The organism is Lysinibacillus sphaericus (assembly GCF_001629735.1).
GTDB classification, from domain to species: domain Bacteria; phylum Bacillota; class Bacilli; order Bacillales_A; family Planococcaceae; genus Lysinibacillus; species Lysinibacillus pinottii.
Map to the genome: position 1 here is coordinate 2,781,399 of NZ_CP015224.1, position 19,980 is coordinate 2,801,378.

Below are 19,980 nucleotides of genomic sequence, written 5' to 3' on the forward strand. Positions count from 1 at the left end.
AATCTTCCCTTCCCAATAATAAGCAAAGCATAACTTTTCCACATTATGGAGGTTACTTATTTTCTTCGTCACTATCATTACTCGTCATTTCCTCTAATCTTGAAATGGTATGAACTAAATGGTTATTAAAAATATCCTTGGCCACGCCAAGTAATTCACCAATCATTGGGTCGCTTAAAGAATAGTAAACCTTTTTGCCTTCTTTCACTCCATAAACAATATTTTTAGCTCGTAATACACTTAGCTGCTGAGAAACGGCGGAGCCCTCTTTCTCTAAGCAATCTTGAATCTCATTAACACTCCTCTGACCATCTACAAGAAGTTCCAATATTCTTATACGTAATGGATGTGCTAACGCTTTAAAAAAATCTGCCTTAAACTGCTGCAATCCTTCTTCCATTAAATAAATCCCTCCATACAACTACATATTCAAATATTTGAATATGTATGATTGTACGCCTCAATCGATAATTTTTCAATATCTACTATTTAAAAAAGAGCAAACCAAGTGTGGAATACTTGATTTGCTCTTTACATTTTTCACTATTAATCTACTACTATGTTGTTCTTCTTTAGAGGATAATCATAAATAAGACATGGTATAATCGCGAACAGTACAATTACTACTAATGTTAAAACGAGAGGAATCATGCCAAATTGATCCACCATAATTCCACCGAATAAAGGACCAATCATACGTCCACCGGTCGCAGCACTGTTGATAATTCCCTGATAGAATCCTTGTCGGCCTTTTGGCGCAAGTTGATTAGCAATAGTTGGTAATGCTGGTGTATAAAACATTTCTCCAAAAGTTAAGACAAGCATGGCTGCACCAAACATTTTAAAATCACTCGCAAAGGCGATAATACCAAAGGATATAGCGATTAAGATGACACCAAAAACCAACTGTCGTTTTAACTGATGTTCCCAACGTTTTACAAGCGGCGCAATGAGCGGCTGCCCTATAACAATTAGCAGACCATTTATCGTCCATAGTAAACTATATTGCTTTAATCCTAAACCTAAATCTTGCGTATAAGATGAAATCGTTGCACTCCATTGCGAATAGGCTAACCAACATAAAACGGAGGACGAACTAATGATTAATAAGGCATAGAATGGTGCCTTGTTAATAATTCGCTTACTTTCACCGACCACATTCTTTGGTGCAATACTCCCTACCTCTAAACGTTTAAATGTAAGTAAAGCAATGAAAAAGAATACTATATACATCCCTAAATTGACCTTAAACACATAGTCAAATTGATAATCGGCCACCACACCTGCAAGTGCAGGACCTACAGCAACACCGACATTTTGAGCCAAATAAATGGCATTAAAGGCTTTTCGTCCACCCTCTGGCCAGGCAGCTCCGGCCAATGCGAACATGCTAGGAAAAACAATCCCCCCACTAAAGCCTAGTATTGTTAAAAACCATACATAATGTGGCCAACCGTGCCAGAGCGTTAAACCAATTAATGAAGCAATTGTTAAAAGGATTCCAAGCATGATGGCTTTATAGCCACCAATTCTATCAAATAGGTAACCACCTAATAGATTACCTAAAACACCTGCAGCAGAATTCAGCATCAGCACAAAGCCAGCCATCGCTAAGGATTTCCCTAAATAATCATGCATATATATGGCATTTAAAGGCCATAAAAATGAGTTACCTGTTGTGTTCACAAGCATTCCGATAATTAAAAACCAAACACGTTTTGGCATTTGATGACCTCCATTATTTCGCTTCTCTAAATAGCTAGTTTATGCTGAAATACTTGAAAGTACAAGGAAAATAAATTTACCCTTTTTACATTTTATTAAATACTATAAATAGCTATAATTTACTAGATACAATTAAAAGTTAGAGTAGCATCTTGCAGGATAAACCCTTACCCCATGACGGAACGAGGTGCTCATGATAAAATAAGGCGTTAGAGGAGTGAAATAAATGACAGAAATAAATTTTCCTTTTCCTTCAGAAGGGAAAAGATACTATACATGGAACCGCTATTTACGCGATCAATTTGGTCACAAAGTATTTAAAGTAGCATTAGATGCTGGCTTTGATTGTCCAAACCGTGATGGTACGGTTGCCTTTGGTGGCTGTACATTTTGCAGTGCAGCAGGCTCTGGTGACTTCGCAGGTAATAAAGTTGATCCGATCGATGTTCAATTTGCTGAAATTCGAGACAAAATGCATCAAAAATGGAAAGATGGCAAGTATATGGCCTATTTTCAAGCCTATACAAATACACATGCCCCGCTCCCTGTTTTAAAGGAAAAATTCGAAGCTGCTTTGGCGCAGGAAGGTGTTATAGGCCTTTCTATCGCTACTCGCCCTGATTGTTTACCAGATGATGTTGTAGAATATTTAGCAGAATTAAACGAACGTACGTATTTATGGATTGAGCTTGGTCTTCAAACTGTTCATGAAAAAACAGCAAATCTTATTAATCGTGCGCATGATTATGCAACCTATGTGGAGGGCGTTGAAAAGCTTCGGAAGCATGGTATTCGTGTTTGCTCACATATTATAAATGGTCTACCGCTTGAAGATTATGACATGATGATGGAAACAGCTCGTGCAGTGGCCAAGCTAGATGTTCAAGGTATTAAAATCCACTTACTTCATTTATTAAAAGGGACCCCAATGGTGAAGCAATATGAAAAAGGGATGCTTGAATTTTTAGATCAGGATGTTTATACAAAACTAGTCGCTGATCAGCTAGAAATTTTACCACCTGATATGGTCATTCATCGCATTACAGGTGATGGACCTATAGATTTAATGATTGGCCCAATGTGGAGCGTTAATAAATGGGAAGTATTAAATGGCATCGATGCCGAATTGGAGCGTCGTGGTAGTTGGCAAGGGAAATTTTATAAAGCTGAGGTTGGAAAATGAAACTACAACGAGTTTTACAATATGCTCAGCAGCTACTAAAAGATAGTGTGGAGGAAGGAGATACGGTTGTTGATGCCACTGCTGGAAATGGCCACGATACGCTATTTTTAGCACAGCTAGTCGGGGATGAAGGGCAAGTTTATGCCTTTGATGTTCAAAAAAAAGCAGTGGATGCAACGCTACATCGTCTACTAGATCAAAGTTTGGAGCATCGGGCTCTTGTGTTAAATAAAGGGCATGAAGAAGTAGCCAATTTTATACACAAGCCAGTAGCTGCAGCCATCTTTAATCTCGGCTATTTGCCTGGTAGCAATCATGATATTATTACCAAGCCTACTACAACCATACAAGCTATTGAAGACTTGCTTAAGCTTTTAAAAGTTGGCGGTCTAATCATTCTTGTTATTTATCACGGCCACCCTGGCGGCAAAGAAGAGCGAGATACCGTGACTGACTATGTCAGCCAGCTTCCACAAAAATATGTACATGTTTTAAAATACGAATTTCTCAATCAGCAAAATGATCCTCCATTCATCATTGCGTTAGAAAAGATGAAGGATTATCCTACTTTATAGACAATTTAAAAGGCTAACTAATAGTATAGTTGTAACTATTAGTTAGCCTTTCTCTTTACCTATTTATTTTTACGTTCTTCATTATAGTCAACCCAGAAATCTGCACCTTTAATGCCTAGTTTACGAGGATCAAAGACAGGGTCTTTTCCTTCTTTTTTCTGCTTCTCGTAATCTTTTAATGCAACAATGGCTGGTTTCATAATAATTAAAATAGCTAGAACGTTAATCCATACCATTAAACCAAGGCCAACATCCCCCATAGCCCAAGCCAGTTCAGACGTACGAACCGTGCCATAGAATGCTGCGACTAAAATAGCGATTTTCGCAATCCAAATGAAAACCTTTTCGGTACTACCTCTAAATAAATAAGCGACATTTGTTTCGGCGATATAGTAGTAAGCCATAATCGTAGTAAAGGCAAAGAAGAATAGTGCGATAGCTACGAATGGTGCGCCAAATCCAGGTAAGGATGATTCTACTGCATATTGCGTATAGGCAGCACCTTCCTTAATACTTTTAGCAAATGTCATTTGCTCGTCACCCGTTAAGCCACCTTTATTGAATTCCCCAACGTGAATAAATGAATCTGTTCCTTCAACTGCCTTTTCATCTTGTACATTATACATACCTGTAAATAAAATCATAAAGGCTGTAGCTGAACAAATTAATAATGTATCAATGTATACAGACGCTGCTTGGACAATCCCTTGTTTAGCAGGGTGAGATACTTCTGCTGCAGCAGCAGGGTGCGCACCAGTCCCTTGACCAGCCTCGTTTGAATAGATTCCTCGTTTCACACCCCAAGCAATCGCGGAGCCAATAATACCTCCAAATATTTCTTGTGCTCCAAATGCACTTGAGAAAATTAAAGCAAAGACAGATGGTACCTCTGAAATATTCATAGCGATAATAATAATAGCCATAATAATGTAAGCTAATGCCATGAACGGTACAATAATTTGTGCGGCGTTGGCAATCGATTTAACGCCTCCAATAATGATGGCACCGAGTAAAACAACAATAATTAGTCCTGTAATCCAAGTTTCAATACCGAAGGCATTTTCAACAGCTCCTGCAATGGCATTAGATTGCACACCTGGCATAAGTATAAGCATAGCAATTAAAGCAGCTACAGCGAAAATCACTGCAAACCATTTTTGACCCATTCCTTTTTCTATGTAATAGGCCGGTCCACCACGGTATTCAGTATCCTTCTCTTCTTTATAGATTTGCGCTAAAGTAGACTCTACATATGCGGTTGCCGCACCAATGAAAGCAATTGCCCACATCCAAAAGACAGCACCAGGTCCCCCCATCCCAATAGCTGTTGCAGTACCGGCGATATTCCCTGTACCTACACGACCCGATAGAGCGATAGACATTGCTTGGAAGGAGGAAATCCCCTTTTCTGATTTCTCCCCTTTAAACATTAGCACGAACATATCTTTAATATGCCTTACTTGCAGGAACCTTGTAATGACTGAGAAAAAAAGCCCAATCAATAAAATACCATAAATAAACCAAGGTCCCCATAATATGTCATTCATTTTACCAACAACTACATCCATCTTACCCCTCCAATTTGAATTACCTTACTTTAAGTCACTATATTATTACACTTTTCAGAAAATTACAATATTATATTCAAGTAATAATAATTAAGTAAGTATCCTACTATTTAGAAGGGATCGAAACTATTTTATTATATATCCAATTCGTCTAAGAGCATTATTGATAAAATCTCGAATGTACATAAAAATCTCTTCACGCTCTACTTCATGAAATAAATTGTGATAACAATTTGCCCATTCTTTAAATTGAAATTCCGTTAACTCTTGTTGATGAAGCCAATTACGCATTTGTCGAGTTTCCGTAATTTTATCTTTTTCAGCTGTCATAATTAACATAGGCATATTAGGAAATTCGTCCTTAGGTAGCATAACTAAATTTCTCATCATCTGCTGAAGCTCACGATACCATTTCACCGAAACTACAGACATAAATGGTATATCATCCTTCATTTCTTCTCTACCCTCTACGCTACGCGTCAATTTTTCAAATGTCAGGTCATGTGTCAATTTTACATTTGCTGTTAATGCACTCAGGCTTGTTAAAGCATTTGATAATTTACCTGGTAATAGCTTCAATTGCAGCCATGGTGATGTCAAAATAATACCTGCACACTCATACTTTTTCTTTTGCATTGTATGAAGAACTAAAGTAGCGCCTAGTCCATGTCCTATTACAAAGGTTGGTAAATTATATGAAAATGCATTCTCAATCAAATTTCTTGTATATTTATTGTACAATTTGAAGTCCTCATCATGGACACGGGCAAATCTTGCATTGACACCATGATTCGGTAAATCTCCCATGACTATGTGGAAGCCTTCCAATCTTAATTTTTCTATCAGCCATGCATACCAACGGTGGTTTTCATAAGCACCATGAAGAATAGCAATCACAGCCTTTGCTTGTCCATCAGCTTCCCATTTCCACATTTACATAGTCCTCCTAAAAAATAATTACACTTTGATTATATCGAAATAACAGCTCATTTTAATTTTATATTTCCTTAAAGTTGCGTATTTGATACGATAATACTATATCTACAAAAAGAAAAGAGGCGATTCTCATGATTTATCCATTCAAAGATAAAACACCAACGATCGATCCATCTGTTTTTATTGCCGATTACGCAACCATTACTGGAGACGTAACTATTGGAGCTGAAACAACTATTTGGTTCAATACCGTGATCCGCGGCGATGTTTCCCCAACAATAATAGGTAAACGAGTAAGTATACAAGATCTTTGCTGCTTACATCAAAGTCCTAAGTTTCCACTCATTATTGAAGATGAGGTCACAGTAGGACACCAAGTAACTTTACATAGCTGTACCATTCGAAAAAAAGCCTTAATCGGAATGGGCTCCATTATTTTAGACGGTGCGGAGATTGGAGAGGGTGCATTTATTGGAGCCGGAAGTTTAGTGCCTCCTGGTAAAGTCATTCCTCCAAATAGCTTAGCATTAGGACGTCCAGCCAAAGTTGTACGAGAATTAAATGCTGAGGATAAAGAGGATATGGAACGTATCGTACGTGAATACGCTGAAAAGGGTCAGTATTATAAATCTCTACAAAAATAAAAACCTACAAAGAAATTGTACCTTCATAAAAAATTCCTCGCTTTCCATGACACTATTTGTTCAAGGAATAAGGGCGAGGTATTTTTGCAAAAAAACAAAAGGGGCAGAAAAGCCCCTTTTGTTCATAATACATTAGAATAATTTTCTAAAGACTTCAGCACTTTAGCACAATAGTTTACAGCTGTGCTTTTATGCGTAATGCGTCAGCTTTATCAGTTTGTTCCCATGGGACGTTTACATCTGTACGACCAAAGTGTCCATAAGCTGCAGTTTGTTTATAAATTGGACGACGAAGATCAAGCATTTTAATGATACCTGCTGGGCGTAAATCAAATAGTTCACGAACCCATTCTACAATTTTGCTTTCCGTCACTTTTCCTGTACCAAATGTATCTACAGCAATGGAAACAGGCTGTGCAACGCCAATTGCATAAGCCAACTGTACTTCAGCGCGTTCTGCTAAACCAGCTGCTACAATATTTTTAGCTACATAACGTGCCGCATAGGCAGCTGAACGGTCTACTTTTGTTGCATCCTTACCTGAGAATGCACCACCACCATGTCGTGCATAACCACCGTATGTATCAACAATGATTTTACGGCCCGTTAAACCAGCATCTCCTTTTGGTCCGCCAATTACGAAACGGCCAGTTGGATTGATAAAGTATTTTGTGTTTGTATCTAATAATTCGCTTGGCACTACAGGAGCAATCACGAATTGTTTTAGATCGGCCTGAATTTGTTCAAGTGTTGCTTCTTCATCATGCTGAGTTGAAATAACAATTGTATCGACACGAACAGGTACGTTATTGTCATCATACTCAATTGTTACTTGTGTTTTACCATCTGGGCGTAAATAAGCTAACTCCCCAGATTTACGAACTTCTGTTAAACGACGTGCTAATTTATGAGCTAAGCTAATTGGTAATGGCATTAACTCGGGTGTTTCATTACATGCATAGCCAAACATTAAGCCTTGGTCTCCTGCACCAATCGCTTCAATATCTGCATCTGTCATAGAACCCTCACGGGCCTCTAAAGCTTGGTCAACGCCTTGGGCAATATCTGGAGATTGCTCACCAATTGCTACAAGTACTGCTAAGTTTTCAGCATCAAAGCCATATTTACCACGTGTGTATCCAATTTCCGCCACAGTATCACGTACAATGCCTTTAATATCTACATAAGTAGAAGTAGTGATTTCTCCTGCTACTAATACTAATCCTGTTGTTACAGTTGTCTCGCACGCTACACGTGCATTTGGATCTTCTGCTAAAATAGCATCTAAAATGGCATCCGAAATCTGGTCACAGATTTTATCTGGATGCCCTTCTGTTACACTTTCTGATGTAAACAGTCGACGGTTTGTCATTTAGTTTTCCTCCTATTACTCTTACAAAAAGTATTTGTACGGTACTCATTACCCATGTCAAGTCCGCTCCTAAGGATTGAACTCTCTCAAGCCGCTGTTGTTGTCATTTCACTTTACGAGAAAAAATAACTGCTACTTAAAAACACGAGGATTTCGAAAGACCCGTCATTATAATAAGGAAAGAACTACATATACTTACCTTTACATTAATTTTTAACAATAAAAAAATCCTTTTCTCACGTTACTATACATGAGGAAAGGAATAATGACTTCGTTACCTTTCACTCTTATCGTTCAAGGGATTTTCCCTTGCATCAGGTTGGCACCAACGCATGTTGTGAAATAATACATGCAGGTTGCCGGGTTTCACAGGGCCTGACCCTCCACCAGCTCGGGATAAGAGTATCCGTTCAATTTTCATGTTACTGAAAAGGTCAATCGTTGTCAAATATTTTCTTATGTATTACTGTATAGAAAGGAAGAACAAAATTATCACCATAAAATTTTCATACTTGGGTGATGATGTAAATAGAAGAAATTTAATCCCTACAACATACCTAGCTTCTTGTGGTAACATATGTGTGGCTCAAATTTTAGACAATTTACTGTAGCATTGAATGTTTTCTACTCGAAAAACATTATTTTTTGTCAGTTTATTGAAAAGTAATAAAAACTCTAAAATAATTTCTTAATTAGTATAGATTATTTAACCCATTGTGTTATACTATTTTTGAAATTAAGAAAAAATCCCTCTAAACCAAGGGAATACTATAAAAAAGGATGGTATTTAATCGATGAATTCAGTAGAAATTGCAAACGAACTGAAGGAATTATTAAACGGCGGTAACATTAATGTTCAACTTTCAGTACCACAATTAGCAGAAAAAGCTACTTCTCGTGGTGAGGCAATGTTAACAGTAGATGGCGCAGTTCGTGCAGAAACTGGCAAATACACTGGTCGTTCACCTAAAGATAAATATACAGTAGAAGAAGAAAGCACAAAAGATCAAATTGACTGGGGTAAAGTCAATCAACCAATTTCCTCTGAAGTGTTCGATAATCTGTATGTAAAAGTAATAAAATATTTAAAAGAACGTGATGAATTATTCGTATTCAAAGGTTTTGCTGGTGCTGACAAAGATTCACAATTAAGCATCCAAGTGATTAATGAATACGCTTGGCACAACCTTTTCGCTCATCAATTATTTATCCGTCCGACTAAAGAAGAATTAGCTTCGCATGTTGCAGACTTCACTGTCATCTCAGCTCCTAACTTTAAAGCAGATCCTGCGGTTGACGGTACTGCTTCTGAAACATTCATCATTGTATCACTTGAAAAGAAAATTATCTTAATTGGTGGTACTGAATATGCTGGTGAAATGAAAAAATCTATTTTCGGAATTATGAACTACTTATTACCACAACAAGGAATCCTTTCTATGCACTGTTCAGCAAACGTTGGTGAAGCTGGCGATGTAGCATTATTCTTCGGTTTATCTGGTACTGGTAAAACGACATTATCCGCTGATCCAGACCGTAAGCTAATCGGTGACGATGAACATGGTTGGTCTGATAATGGAGTATTCAACATTGAGGGGGGTTGCTATGCAAAAACGATCAACCTTTCTGCTGAGAAAGAACCAGAAATCTACAATGCAATCCGCTTCGGTTCTGTTTTAGAAAACGTAGCTGTTGATCCAGAAACTCGTATTTGTGACTATGATGATGGCTCATTAACAGAAAATACACGTGTAGCTTATCCAATCCAATACATCGAAAATATTGTTGATCCATCTGTAGCAGGTCATCCAAAAACAATCATCTTCCTAACAGCTGATGCGTTTGGCGTATTACCTCCTATCAGCAAATTAACAAAAGAGCAAGCTATGTATCACTTCTTAAGTGGTTTCACTTCAAAACTTGCTGGAACTGAACGTGGTGTAACAGAGCCAGAACCAGTATTCTCTACTTGCTTCGGTTCTCCATTCCTTCCACTTCCTGCAACAGTGTATGCAGAAATGTTAGGTCAAAAAATTGATGAACATGGCGCACAAGTATACCTAGTGAACACTGGTTGGACTGGTGGCGAATATGGTACTGGTAGCCGTATGAAGCTTTCTTATACACGTACAATGGTACGTGCAGCTATCGATGGTAAATTAACAAATGTTGAAACGACACAAGATGCTGTGTTTGGCTTACACATCCCAACAGCAGTTGAAGGTGTACCTTCGCAAGTGTTAAATCCTCGTGAAGCATGGGCAGATAAAGCTGCATACGATGCTAAAGCTGCTGAACTTGCAGGCTTATTCAACGAAAACTTCAAGAAATTTGCAAACGTTTCGGAAGCCATTACTACACTTGGTGGTCCATTAAAATAACAACTAGAACAAGAAAAGGGAACGATATGATTCGTTCTCTTTTTCTTTCCCATACATAAACAGAAGCTAATATAGGAGATACATATGAAAAGAAAATACAAATTACTAGTAGCATTAATTACTATATTATTGGCATTAATTATTGGTGCTGGTTTTTTTGCAGGCAACTACTTTTATAATCTGGCATTAAATCCTGATACTGATAAAACAGCAGTTCTAGATGCCCCCCACAATCTAATCGATAGCAATTCAGATGAAGCTCGAGAGAAAGAGGCACGTGAGCAGTGGTTTAACAAGCATTCTGAGGAGAAGTCAATTCCATCCTTTGATTCCCTTAAGCTACATGCATACTCTATCCAAAACAGCCATCCCACAGACAAATGGGCAATTATCTTTCATGGCTATTCAAGTGATGGTACACAAATGACTAAGTATGCTAAACAATTTTATGATATGGGCTATCATGTACTCATTCCCGATGCAAGAGGACATGGTCAAAGTGAAGGTGATTATATCGGCATGGGGTGGCATGATCGTTTTGATGTAATTTCATGGATTGACGACATTGTAAATATGAATGAAGATGCTGAAATCGTTCTATTTGGGGTTTCGATGGGAGGAGCCACTGTCATGATGGCTTCAGGCGAGGATTTGCCCTCAAATGTAAAGGCAATTATTGAGGATTGCGGGTATTCTTCCGTATGGGATGAATTTTCCTATCAGTTACAAGCCATCTTTCACTTACCTTCTTTCCCAATTATGCAATTCTCTTCGGTCGTAACTAAACTAAAAGCAGGCTATACACTAGCAGAAGCTAGTGCTGTTGATCAAGTGGCAAAATCGAAAACCCCTATGCTGTTTATTCATGGAGACAACGATACTTTTGTTCCTTCGACCATGTTGGATGACGTATATGAAGCAGCAAATGTACCGAAACAAAAGTTAATGGTCGAAGGGGCTGGTCACGGTGGTGCGGAAAGCTTAGCAGGCGAGCTCTATTGGGAAACGATTCAACAATTCTTGGAAACTTATACAAAATAATTAAACGCCCCTTCCTTTAGAATACTATTCATCTCCAGATGATAGCTATGTAAAGGAAGGGGCATTAATTTTTTCATTTTCTAATGTTGCTTCATCCATTCACAAAGAGCACGAACGGTTTCACGATTTTTAGCTGGTGGGTATTGATGTGCATAATGAAGGTCATACCATGTTTCGTATGTTTTATGAGCATCCTCTAAAAAAAATGCCAGCTGTCTAGCATGCTCTATATCCACATTCTCATCCTGATAGCCATGAATAATTAACACTGGGGCTGTTATATGCTCAACTTCGAATAAAGGTGTACGAGCATCATAGGCTTCCGGTACACGGTTGGGTGTTCCTCCGATAACGCGCTTCATCATCCGTCGCATATCTGTACGTTCCCAGTAAGTGGCCGTTGCATCAGAGACTCCAGCCCATGTCACAACGGAAGTAATATCCCTTCGTAAAATAGCTGTCCATAGAGCCATGATACCTCCACGCGAAAAGCCAAAAACATGTATATTGTCGTTGCAAAATTGCTTCAGTACATCGACAGCATAAACAGCATCATAACGGTCTGCCCCTGCAAACTCATCCTTGCCTTCGCCACCTCTATTCCCACGATAATAAGGTGCAAAGACGATAAAACCTTGAGCGGCAAATTGGGCAATACGCGAGGGCCTTACCATGCCAATACTTTGCATACCCCCTCTTAAATATAAAAAGCCATCATATGTACCTTCAGTCTTCGGCTCTGCTAAAAGTCCTTTTATTCGCAAGCCCTGTGATATATAAGTGATTTCTGTTAACCGTATTGCTGGATTGGGTGAAGGATATGCACGCTTTTCAACGATATCACCATTATTTGTCACGTCTTTTCAGCTCCTCCAGCATTTTCTCCATTCCCTCATCCTTCATATGAAAGCTTAAGTTTGGATGATGGGCAAATTCCTCATCAGTTAACCACAGCATACCGGATGTTTCTAAATCAAATTCAATGTCCTCCTGCCCAGCAAATTGTGCTGTAAAAACCGTTTTACAAAATAAGCTGGCGTCATGAACCGCATATTCTGCAAACCATTGAAGATTTTTCACACGGACACCCGTTTCTTCATACACTTCCCTTATGGCTGCATCCTCTAGCGTTTCACCTTTCTCCAGTTTGCCCCCTGGCACCTCGACACCACGTCTTTTATGAATAGTACATAGCCACTTATTTTGGTGCTTTAAAAAAACAAGGACGTGTTTGGGTTCTACGTCAAACTCACCTCTCGTAAAACTCAAATCTACGCGCAGGCCATGTAAATCTGTAAATGTTAACATATCTTCAACCTCACGTTCTTTCATGCTGAATAACAGAAGTTATTTTTTCATTGCCTACACTTATAGGCGTATTGAATTTATCATTTCTGCTTTGCTAGCCATGCATTTCCACTAGGTGCAAATCATTCAATTTCCTCTAGCTTATCTAATTTAACTATAGTGTAATCATACAGAAACAAGCAACTCTAAATATAGGTCAAGCAAGCAAAAAAGCGTGCTTCTTATGAAGTCACGCTTTTCATTACATTACTCGTTCACCATCGAAATAAACAATCGGATTTTTTACTACACAATCAATATGGACATCCGCTGCATTTGCTCCACCAAATGGCGTATTGCTACCAAATGCGATATGGATTGTCCCATAGACTTTTTCATCTTCCAGTACATTTCCACATAAAATGGCACTTTTATTAGCTCCAATGCCGAACTCTGCAATGATTCGACCATTCCCTTCCCCAAGTAACTCCAGCAATCGAGGACCATCCGGACCAATAGCTTCTATTAATCGTCCGTTTGAAATTTTCAATAATAATGGTTCCTTTAAGACACCAATATTAGCAATCGAACCATCCACTAAAATTTCCCCATTTGCAGATGTTTCTATCGGCGCAATATAGGATTCACCCGAGGGTATATTACCATGCTCTCCTGCTTGGCGAATAACGCCAGTTGAACGAATGCCTAAACGGTTTGCAATACTAAATATTAGCTCATGACCATCTTTGACAATTCGAGTTTCTGCCGCCATATCGAGCAGCTGGACATACTTTTCTACCATTTCCTCAATCTCTTGCGCATCCGCATGAAGCGCACCTTGTTCAAGCATTTCCCATGAAATACCGGGCATTGTCGCTACACGTCCACCTTTTTCACAGGCATTTTTGCATGCTACTGTATGTGTTAAGGAGTGAGCGGTCAAACAAAGTGAGACATCAGCATTTGCCATAAGCGATGAAACTGCTTGAATAGGCTCCTGCCCTGATTTTTCTAATAACGGCATAACCATAAACATTGTATTAGCTGTTATTGTTAGCCCAGCCTTATAAAAGATGGTTGCTAAGTCTTGCTTTTGAACATCTGTCAAAATTAAAAGCGTTTCTGACGATTGAACATTTAAATGATCTTTTAATACCTTCAGTGCAATATCATGTAAATGCTGCATAATAGTACTCCTTAATTAAAATTTAAATGATATCTACGAATGATTCCTTCTATTTCATTTCTAGCCTCTGTTAAAGGCCCTAAAAATTCTGGTACCCGTTGTTCTGTAAATCGGTAGATGGGACCAGAAACAGTAATAGAAGCTACGACCTTTTTGTCACTATTAAAAATAGGCATAGCAAGTGCCAATACATCGACGGAATATTCACTGTTACTTATCGCATAGCCACAACTACGAATTTTTTCAAGCTCTAATCGTATGTCATTTGCATTCGTCATCGTATTCGTTGTATAGGCAGTTAGTGGTTCATCAATAACCTTAGAAATTTGCTCTTCACTTAGGAAAGCAAGCATCGAACGGTAGGAAGCACCTACATAAAGCGGAGATCTACTTCCTCTTGAAACAGTAAATTTCACCTTATTCACAGGCTCTGCTTTTAATAAAGTTAAAGCTTCCAACCCATTCAAAACTGTAAATATAGCGGTTTCACCAGTAACATCCTTTAAGTTATCAAGAATAGGCATACATAGCTGATCTATGTTTAATGAATCATACATATTCATACCAATTTCCCATAATGCAATACCCAAGGAGTACTTTTTGGTTACAGGATCTTTTGTAATAAACCCATTATTCTCAAATGTTTCAAGAATGCGATATAAATTTGTATGATTCATATTCATCGCCATCGCTAACTCTCGACCACCCCACACCGGCTTTTCCTTTGTAAACATTTTTAAAACCTCAATTGATAAATTTAACGTCTTTAGCATATCTCTCATCCTTTTGATCTATTTATCTGTACAAACGGCTGTAAATCTCTCTCTTAAGGGGGAATTAATTGAAAGATTTAACAGCCATAAGCACCTGACATCACTTTAGCAAAAGTAAGAGAGTAGCTAATCTCTTACTTTTGATAGAGGAAATCAATAGCAGCAGTAATATATACTTTTGCACAGCGTACGATATCCTCAACACGCACTTTTTCATTATACCCGTGAATACTTGGTAAATAGGCTGGCCCATATTGTAAAACCGGAATATCATACTGTCTGAAATGTCGAGCATCACTGCTTGCCCATTGCATGACACCATAAGCTTCTAACCCTGTTACAAATGAAATATTTTCCACAATCGATTGGCAAACAGGATTTTCAGCTGGGGTATAATTGGCTACACTTTTGAAACCAAAACGTCTGATCGAATACTCAATGTCTAAGGCATCTAATTTATTCTTCAAGATTTCTGTTACTTCTTCTTGTGTAATACCGAATGGTAAGCGACAATCGACCTGTACCTTACAATAATCTGGGATAACGTTGGATTTCGTCCCCCCCTCAATTGTACCAATATTTACAGTAATTTTCTCTAGTACTTCTTGATATTTCAGGCGGTCTTTCTCCACTTCACGCATGTATTTTTTCGATACTTCTATTAGTGACTGTACTTCCTCAGGAATGACAATATTCATGTCCCATAGTGTGCGAATTTCTTGAATAGCACGGATTGCATCATTAATTGCATTACGACCTGCTAAAGGGGATAAGCTTCCATGTCCTGGTTCCCCATGCACCTCTAATTCAAACCAGAAGGACCCTTTTTGCCCTATTGTCGGATTTAATGGAGATGAAGGCTCTGCAATTAAACATCCATCGCCTTTTATTAAACCACGCTCCAACAACCAAGGAACACCATATTCTCCACCAGTTTCTTCATCAGGTACAATTGCTAATGTTAATTTTCCTGGCAATTCAATATTCAATTTCTTGAGTAATTTTGTTGCAAAAATAATACCTGCTAAACCCGCCTTCATATCGCTTGCACCACGACCAAGCATCCAACCATCCTTCACTTCTCCAGAGAAAGGATTAAAATCCCATTTAGATAAATCTCCAACAGGCACGACATCTGTATGCCCACAATAAATTAGTTCTTTGCCTTCATCCTTTCCAATAGAAGCTACTAAGTTAAACATTTTATCAGTAGCTTCATATTTTTGGTAAACAATGCCTACATCATTTAGATAGCGCTCGATAAAGGCTGTTATCTCAGTCGTATCTCCTGGGGGATTAACACTTGGAATTTGAATGAGTTTCGAACAAAAATCAATTAACTCTGCTTGATGATTTTCTACTTCATCTACTAATTTCATTTTTAGAGCATGTAAGTCATTCATGTGCTTGCACCTCATTTCCTTTAGTTTGTAAATGCTTCATGCTACCGTATAAATTCTTCATATGTGTAAACTGCTTTTCATCAAAGAACGAACATTTATGAGCACCATACGTTTTCGCTACTTCTAAGACAAATCGAACAACACTCTCTACGTCTGTAACATGTGTTGCACCTGTTGCACAGCCTGCCACAATAGATTCAGTTGTAATCGCTACACCTACAACGGGACTTGATGTTGCCACAGCGGGTTGTAAAATACTATTGATATGGAATAGGCCATTCCCATATGGGGTAATGTCTTGCATTGTCAATGGCAGTACAACAGGTGCAATACCGGCTGATTGCGTGTAGATTTGCAGCAAATCATCACTAATTTTTAATATGTAACCTTCTTTAACTGTCGGTGTAATGGCAAATCCTTTATGGTTACATACTTGATTACCTTTTGTTGTATCAATCGAAAGAATAGCATCCATTGATTCTTCCACTTCATTCTCGTTCATGACGCTAATATCGACGGGAGAATTCATAAATGGCACTGGCTCATGTGGTAAAGTGGGTGCAGTTGGACAAATATGAGTGGAGAAAATTACATCTCCCTCTAACTGGTCACCCTTTAATGCCATATCAATTGCTTTTGCTGCGCCGGCCATACAGGCTAGTGCACCATCTCCATCCGATACAAAGCCCGTCATTTCAGGGCGTGCCCCAATACCTCCTAAGCGACCGATGATACCTAATGTAGGTGCATGGCCACCTGAGGATTTTCCACTTTTTCCTTGCACTAGAACGCGGACAAAATCGGTTGATCCACTTTCACCTTTAATGGTTTTTACTACTACATCTGCTGTTGGATTAATAGTGTGTAAATATTCTTTAATCACCTCACCATTTACATACATACTATCCATTACCTCGTATAACTCCATAACATACTTCAATGACATAATTAGTCCGCTCCTTTTTCTATCTAAAAATTTTATTCATTACGATTCGTAAGTTATTCATCTATATTGTAGATTCTTCTTGCTGAATAGCTTTCCATAAATGGCATGATACTTGATGGGTTACTGTCACCGTATCGAGTATGGGTTGCTCTTTTGCACATTTGTCTGTGGCAAAACGACAACGTTTATGGAAAGCACAGCCACTCGGAGGATTCACAGGACTAGGAACATCCCCTGTTAAAATAATTCTTTCCTTTGTATCAAAAGGATTTTCCTTAGGAATGGCCGATAACAAAGCCTGTGTATATGGGTGTTGAGGATTATCATAAATTTCCTTATATGTGCCCATTTCAACAATTTTGCCTAAATACATCACAGCAATGCGATCACACATATAATTTACAACATTGAGATCATGTGAAATAAAAATATAGGTTAAACCAAAATCCTTCTGTAAATCTTTTAATAGATTGATTACCTGTGCCTGTACAGATACATCTAAGGCGGATACAGGTTCATCACACACAACAATATCTGGTTGGAGAGCAAGCGCCCGTGCAATATTGATGCGCTGTCTTTGTCCACCTGAAAACTCATGGGGATAGCGCTTTGCATGATAAGCACTCAATCCTACTGTTTCAAGTAGTTCCATGACACGCTTTTTACGTGATGATTCATCGCCTATACCATGTATCACTAATGGTTCAGCAATTAAATATTCAATCGTTTTACGAGGATCTAATGATGCATAGGGATTTTGGAAAACCATTTGTATAGATTTTCGTGCAGAGCGGATATCCTTCGTATTTAAGCTTGCTAAATCGGTTCCCTTAAACTCAACAATGCCCTCGGTTGGTGATATTAACTGGTTGATTAAACGAGCAACCGTCGATTTCCCACAGCCTGATTCACCCACAATCCCAAGTGTTTCTCCTTTAAATAATTCAAAGCTTACCCCATCTACTGCTTTCACAAATTGGGTGGACTTTTTAAAAGGAATTGAGCTTTTAATAGGAAAATGCTTTTTTAAATTATTTACCTTTAAGATCAATTCATTGGGCTGTTGCATGAAAAACCCCCACCTTCCTTGCGACAATTTGACCTTTTGATTGCAAATGGCAGGCTACAAAATGATTGTCCTGGACTTCCACTAAATCGGGTATTGTACTACGGCATATATCCGTTGCTAATGGGCAGCGAGCTGCAAAATGACAACCACTATGCGGCATTGTTAAATCGGGTGGACTTCCTGGGATGGCCGGCAACCTTTGCTGTCCATGTGTCCCCATCGTAATCTGCGACTCTAATAATCCCCAAGTATAGGGGTGTAAAGGCTTTTCATAGAGCTGTCTTGTCGTAGTTGACTCCACAGTACGACCTGCATACATGACATTCACTTTGTCACAAAGCTCCCAAACTACACCTAAATCATGCGTAATCATAATAATGGCCGTATCATGTTCTAGCTGTAATTTTTTCATCAAATCAAGAATTTGAGCCTGCACAGTTACATCCAATGCTGTAGTTGGTTCATCAGCAATAAGTAACTGTGGATTACAAGCAAGCGCAATAGCAATCATGACACGTTGACGCATCCCACCTGAAAATTCATGAGGGTACATTTTCAAACGCTTTTCTGGCTCTGGAATACCAACCATTTTCAGCATATCAACAGCTTTTATTGCTGCATCCTTCTTGGATAAGCGTTCATGAGCTTGGATCACTTCTAAAATTTGATTGCCCACTGTTAAAACGGGATTCAAACTGGTAATAGGGTCTTGAAAAATCATCGACATTTCATTGCCTCGGACATTTCGCATTTCCTTTTCTGAAACCCCCATTAAATCGCGTCCATTAAAATGGATGGCTCCGTTCGTTATTTTTCCTGGCGGAGAGGGAATCAAACGCATGAGAGCAGTGGCAGTAACACTTTTCCCTGATCCAGACTCGCCAACTATTCCTAGTGTTTCCTTCTTATTCAATTGTAAATTAACTCCATTAACAGCTTTCATTGTAGAGCCGCCACTTTTAAATTCTACTGTCAAGTTTTCTACATCTAGTAAACGTTCAGTCATGACGCCACCCCCTTTCATTAAACTTTCATTTTCGGATCTAATGCATCACGTAACCCATCCCCTAAAAGGTTTATTCCAAGGACTGTTAATAAAATACAGATACCTGAGAATGTCGCCATTTGAGGATTTAATACTAAAAAGTCTTTACCATCCTTTAAAATGCTCCCCCATGAAGCTGTTGGAGGTTGTACCCCTAACCCTAAAAAGCTAAGCGCAGCCTCCGAAATAATAGCTCCTGCTGTACTCATCGTTCCATAGACAATCAATGGAGCTAAACAGTTGGGTAGTATATGACTAAAAATAATTCGTGAATGTGTAGCCCCTAAGGAATGCGTCACCTCAATAAACTCTTCTTCTTTAACACTTAAAACCTGACCACGAACAAGCCTAGCAAACCCTGGGATATTGGCTATACCAATGGCGACAATAACATTGACAAGCCCTTGTCCTAATACCGTCATAAGTGTAATAGCTAATAAAATGAATGGAAAGGCGAAAAGGCCATCCATCGTACGCATAATAATAGAGTCACTACGACCCCCAAAATATCCCGCCACAAGACCAAGTAATGTACCAAACATAGCACCAAATAACACTGCTGCAATCCCAACAATCATAGATATTCGAGTTCCATAAACTAAACGACTAAACAAATCTCGACCATAGTTATCAGTTCCAAGCCAATGTCCTTCGGTATTCATGGGTAGAAATGATTTACCAACAGTCATTTCATTTGGTGGGTGGGTTGCAATTAACGGAGCGAAGATAGCAACAATGGCCATCAAGGATACAATCACTAACCCAATTGTTGCTAATTTATTTTTAAGCAACTTTCGCAACAATGTATTTCTTTTTCTAGTTTCATTGACAACTGCTTGAGTCATT

19 protein-coding genes and 1 riboswitch are annotated in these 19,980 nt (G+C 38.6%); of the genes, 5 read left to right on the forward strand and 14 right to left on the reverse strand.

Translation table 11 applies throughout. The annotated features are described in order from the left end of the window. Positions 1-52: 52 nt before the first annotated feature. Together A2J09_RS13520 and A2J09_RS13525 are read right to left on the reverse strand one after the other, a co-directional pair. Positions 53-400: an ArsR/SmtB family transcription factor gene (locus A2J09_RS13520; protein ID WP_012295733.1), complete on the reverse strand. Its 348-nt coding sequence runs from the start codon at positions 398-400 to the stop codon at positions 53-55. Between the two features lie 146 nt (positions 401-546). After that, a complete protein-coding gene (locus A2J09_RS13525; RefSeq protein ID WP_036162335.1) occupies positions 547-1,725 on the reverse strand; it encodes an MDR family MFS transporter in 1,179 nt (392 codons plus the stop codon). A 226-nt stretch (positions 1,726-1,951) separates the two neighbouring features. On the opposite strand from A2J09_RS13525, the gene A2J09_RS13530 reads away from it, so the two are divergent. Further along, a complete protein-coding gene (locus tag A2J09_RS13530) occupies positions 1,952-2,908 on the forward strand; it encodes a tRNA modification radical SAM protein MnmL/YtqA (RefSeq protein WP_031416441.1) in 957 nt (318 codons plus the stop codon). Then, positions 2,905-3,483, forward strand: a complete 579-nt coding sequence (locus A2J09_RS13535; protein ID WP_012295735.1) for a tRNA 5-(aminomethyl)-2-thiouridylate-methyltransferase MnmM — start codon at positions 2,905-2,907, stop codon at positions 3,481-3,483. The genes A2J09_RS13530 and A2J09_RS13535 overlap by 4 nt, the downstream gene beginning before the upstream one ends. Positions 3,484-3,542: 59 nt before the next feature. Here the strand turns inward: A2J09_RS13535 and A2J09_RS13540 are convergent, their stop codons facing one another. Continuing rightward, on the reverse strand, positions 3,543-5,051 hold the full coding sequence (locus A2J09_RS13540) for an alanine/glycine:cation symporter family protein (RefSeq protein ID WP_036162337.1): 1,509 nt from the start codon (positions 5,049-5,051) through the stop codon (positions 3,543-3,545). 126 nt (positions 5,052-5,177) lie between these two features. Further along, positions 5,178-5,984 carry an alpha/beta hydrolase gene (locus A2J09_RS13545; RefSeq protein WP_012295737.1) on the reverse strand — a complete coding sequence of 269 codons (807 nt, stop codon included), beginning with the start codon at positions 5,982-5,984 and terminating at the stop codon, positions 5,178-5,180. Between the two features lie 134 nt (positions 5,985-6,118). Between A2J09_RS13545 and A2J09_RS13550 the strand changes: the two genes are divergently transcribed. Then, entirely contained in the window at positions 6,119-6,631 is a 513-nt protein-coding gene (locus tag A2J09_RS13550) for a gamma carbonic anhydrase (protein WP_012295738.1), read from the forward strand. Positions 6,632-6,806: 175 nt separating this feature from the next. On the opposite strand, the gene metK is transcribed toward A2J09_RS13550, so the two are convergent. Continuing rightward, on the reverse strand, positions 6,807-8,003 hold the full coding sequence (metK, locus tag A2J09_RS13555; RefSeq protein WP_012295739.1) for a methionine adenosyltransferase: 1,197 nt from the start codon (positions 8,001-8,003) through the stop codon (positions 6,807-6,809). 284 nt (positions 8,004-8,287) lie between these two features. Next, positions 8,288-8,406: riboswitch (SAM riboswitch) on the reverse strand. A gap of 391 nt (positions 8,407-8,797) precedes the next feature. On the opposite strand from metK, the gene pckA reads away from it, so the two are divergent. Both pckA and A2J09_RS13565 read left to right on the forward strand, forming a co-directional pair. Continuing rightward, entirely contained in the window at positions 8,798-10,384 is a 1,587-nt protein-coding gene (gene pckA, locus A2J09_RS13560) for a phosphoenolpyruvate carboxykinase (ATP) (RefSeq protein ID WP_012295740.1), read from the forward strand. An 84-nt stretch (positions 10,385-10,468) separates the two neighbouring features. Continuing rightward, positions 10,469-11,425: an alpha/beta hydrolase gene (locus A2J09_RS13565; protein ID WP_012295741.1), complete on the forward strand. Its 957-nt coding sequence runs from the start codon at positions 10,469-10,471 to the stop codon at positions 11,423-11,425. 80 nt (positions 11,426-11,505) lie between these two features. Here the strand turns inward: A2J09_RS13565 and A2J09_RS13570 are convergent, their stop codons facing one another. From A2J09_RS13570 to A2J09_RS13610, 9 genes are all read right to left on the reverse strand, one after another. Next, complete coding sequence (locus A2J09_RS13570; protein ID WP_012295742.1) at positions 11,506-12,282, reverse strand: alpha/beta hydrolase family protein; 777 nt, start codon at positions 12,280-12,282, stop codon at positions 11,506-11,508. Then, positions 12,272-12,733, reverse strand: a complete 462-nt coding sequence (locus tag A2J09_RS13575; RefSeq protein WP_036162914.1) for an NUDIX domain-containing protein — start codon at positions 12,731-12,733, stop codon at positions 12,272-12,274. The genes A2J09_RS13570 and A2J09_RS13575 overlap by 11 nt, the downstream gene beginning before the upstream one ends. A 241-nt stretch (positions 12,734-12,974) precedes the next feature. Beyond that, positions 12,975-13,898: an aminopeptidase gene (locus tag A2J09_RS13580; protein ID WP_012295744.1), complete on the reverse strand. Its 924-nt coding sequence runs from the start codon at positions 13,896-13,898 to the stop codon at positions 12,975-12,977. Positions 13,899-13,909: 11 nt separating this feature from the next. Continuing rightward, positions 13,910-14,671 (reverse strand): IclR family transcriptional regulator, encoded by a 762-nt coding sequence (locus tag A2J09_RS13585; RefSeq protein ID WP_031416445.1) that lies wholly within the window; start codon positions 14,669-14,671, stop codon positions 13,910-13,912. A gap of 134 nt (positions 14,672-14,805) precedes the next feature. Continuing rightward, complete coding sequence (locus A2J09_RS13590) at positions 14,806-16,074, reverse strand: M20 family metallopeptidase (RefSeq protein WP_012295746.1); 1,269 nt, start codon at positions 16,072-16,074, stop codon at positions 14,806-14,808. Next, positions 16,067-17,020, reverse strand: a complete 954-nt coding sequence (locus A2J09_RS13595; protein WP_036162340.1) for a DUF1177 domain-containing protein — start codon at positions 17,018-17,020, stop codon at positions 16,067-16,069. The genes A2J09_RS13590 and A2J09_RS13595 overlap by 8 nt, the downstream gene beginning before the upstream one ends. A gap of 61 nt (positions 17,021-17,081) precedes the next feature. Then, positions 17,082-18,089: an ABC transporter ATP-binding protein gene (locus A2J09_RS13600; RefSeq protein WP_036162342.1), complete on the reverse strand. Its 1,008-nt coding sequence runs from the start codon at positions 18,087-18,089 to the stop codon at positions 17,082-17,084. Then, positions 18,073-19,095, reverse strand: coding sequence for an ABC transporter ATP-binding protein (locus tag A2J09_RS13605; protein WP_031416448.1), 1,023 nt, complete (start codon positions 19,093-19,095; stop codon positions 18,073-18,075). Before A2J09_RS13605 ends, A2J09_RS13600 begins: the two co-directional genes overlap by 17 nt. Positions 19,096-19,112: 17 nt before the next feature. Continuing rightward, positions 19,113-19,979, reverse strand: a complete 867-nt coding sequence (locus tag A2J09_RS13610) for an ABC transporter permease (protein WP_012295750.1) — start codon at positions 19,977-19,979, stop codon at positions 19,113-19,115. Position 19,980: the final 1 nt, after the last annotated feature.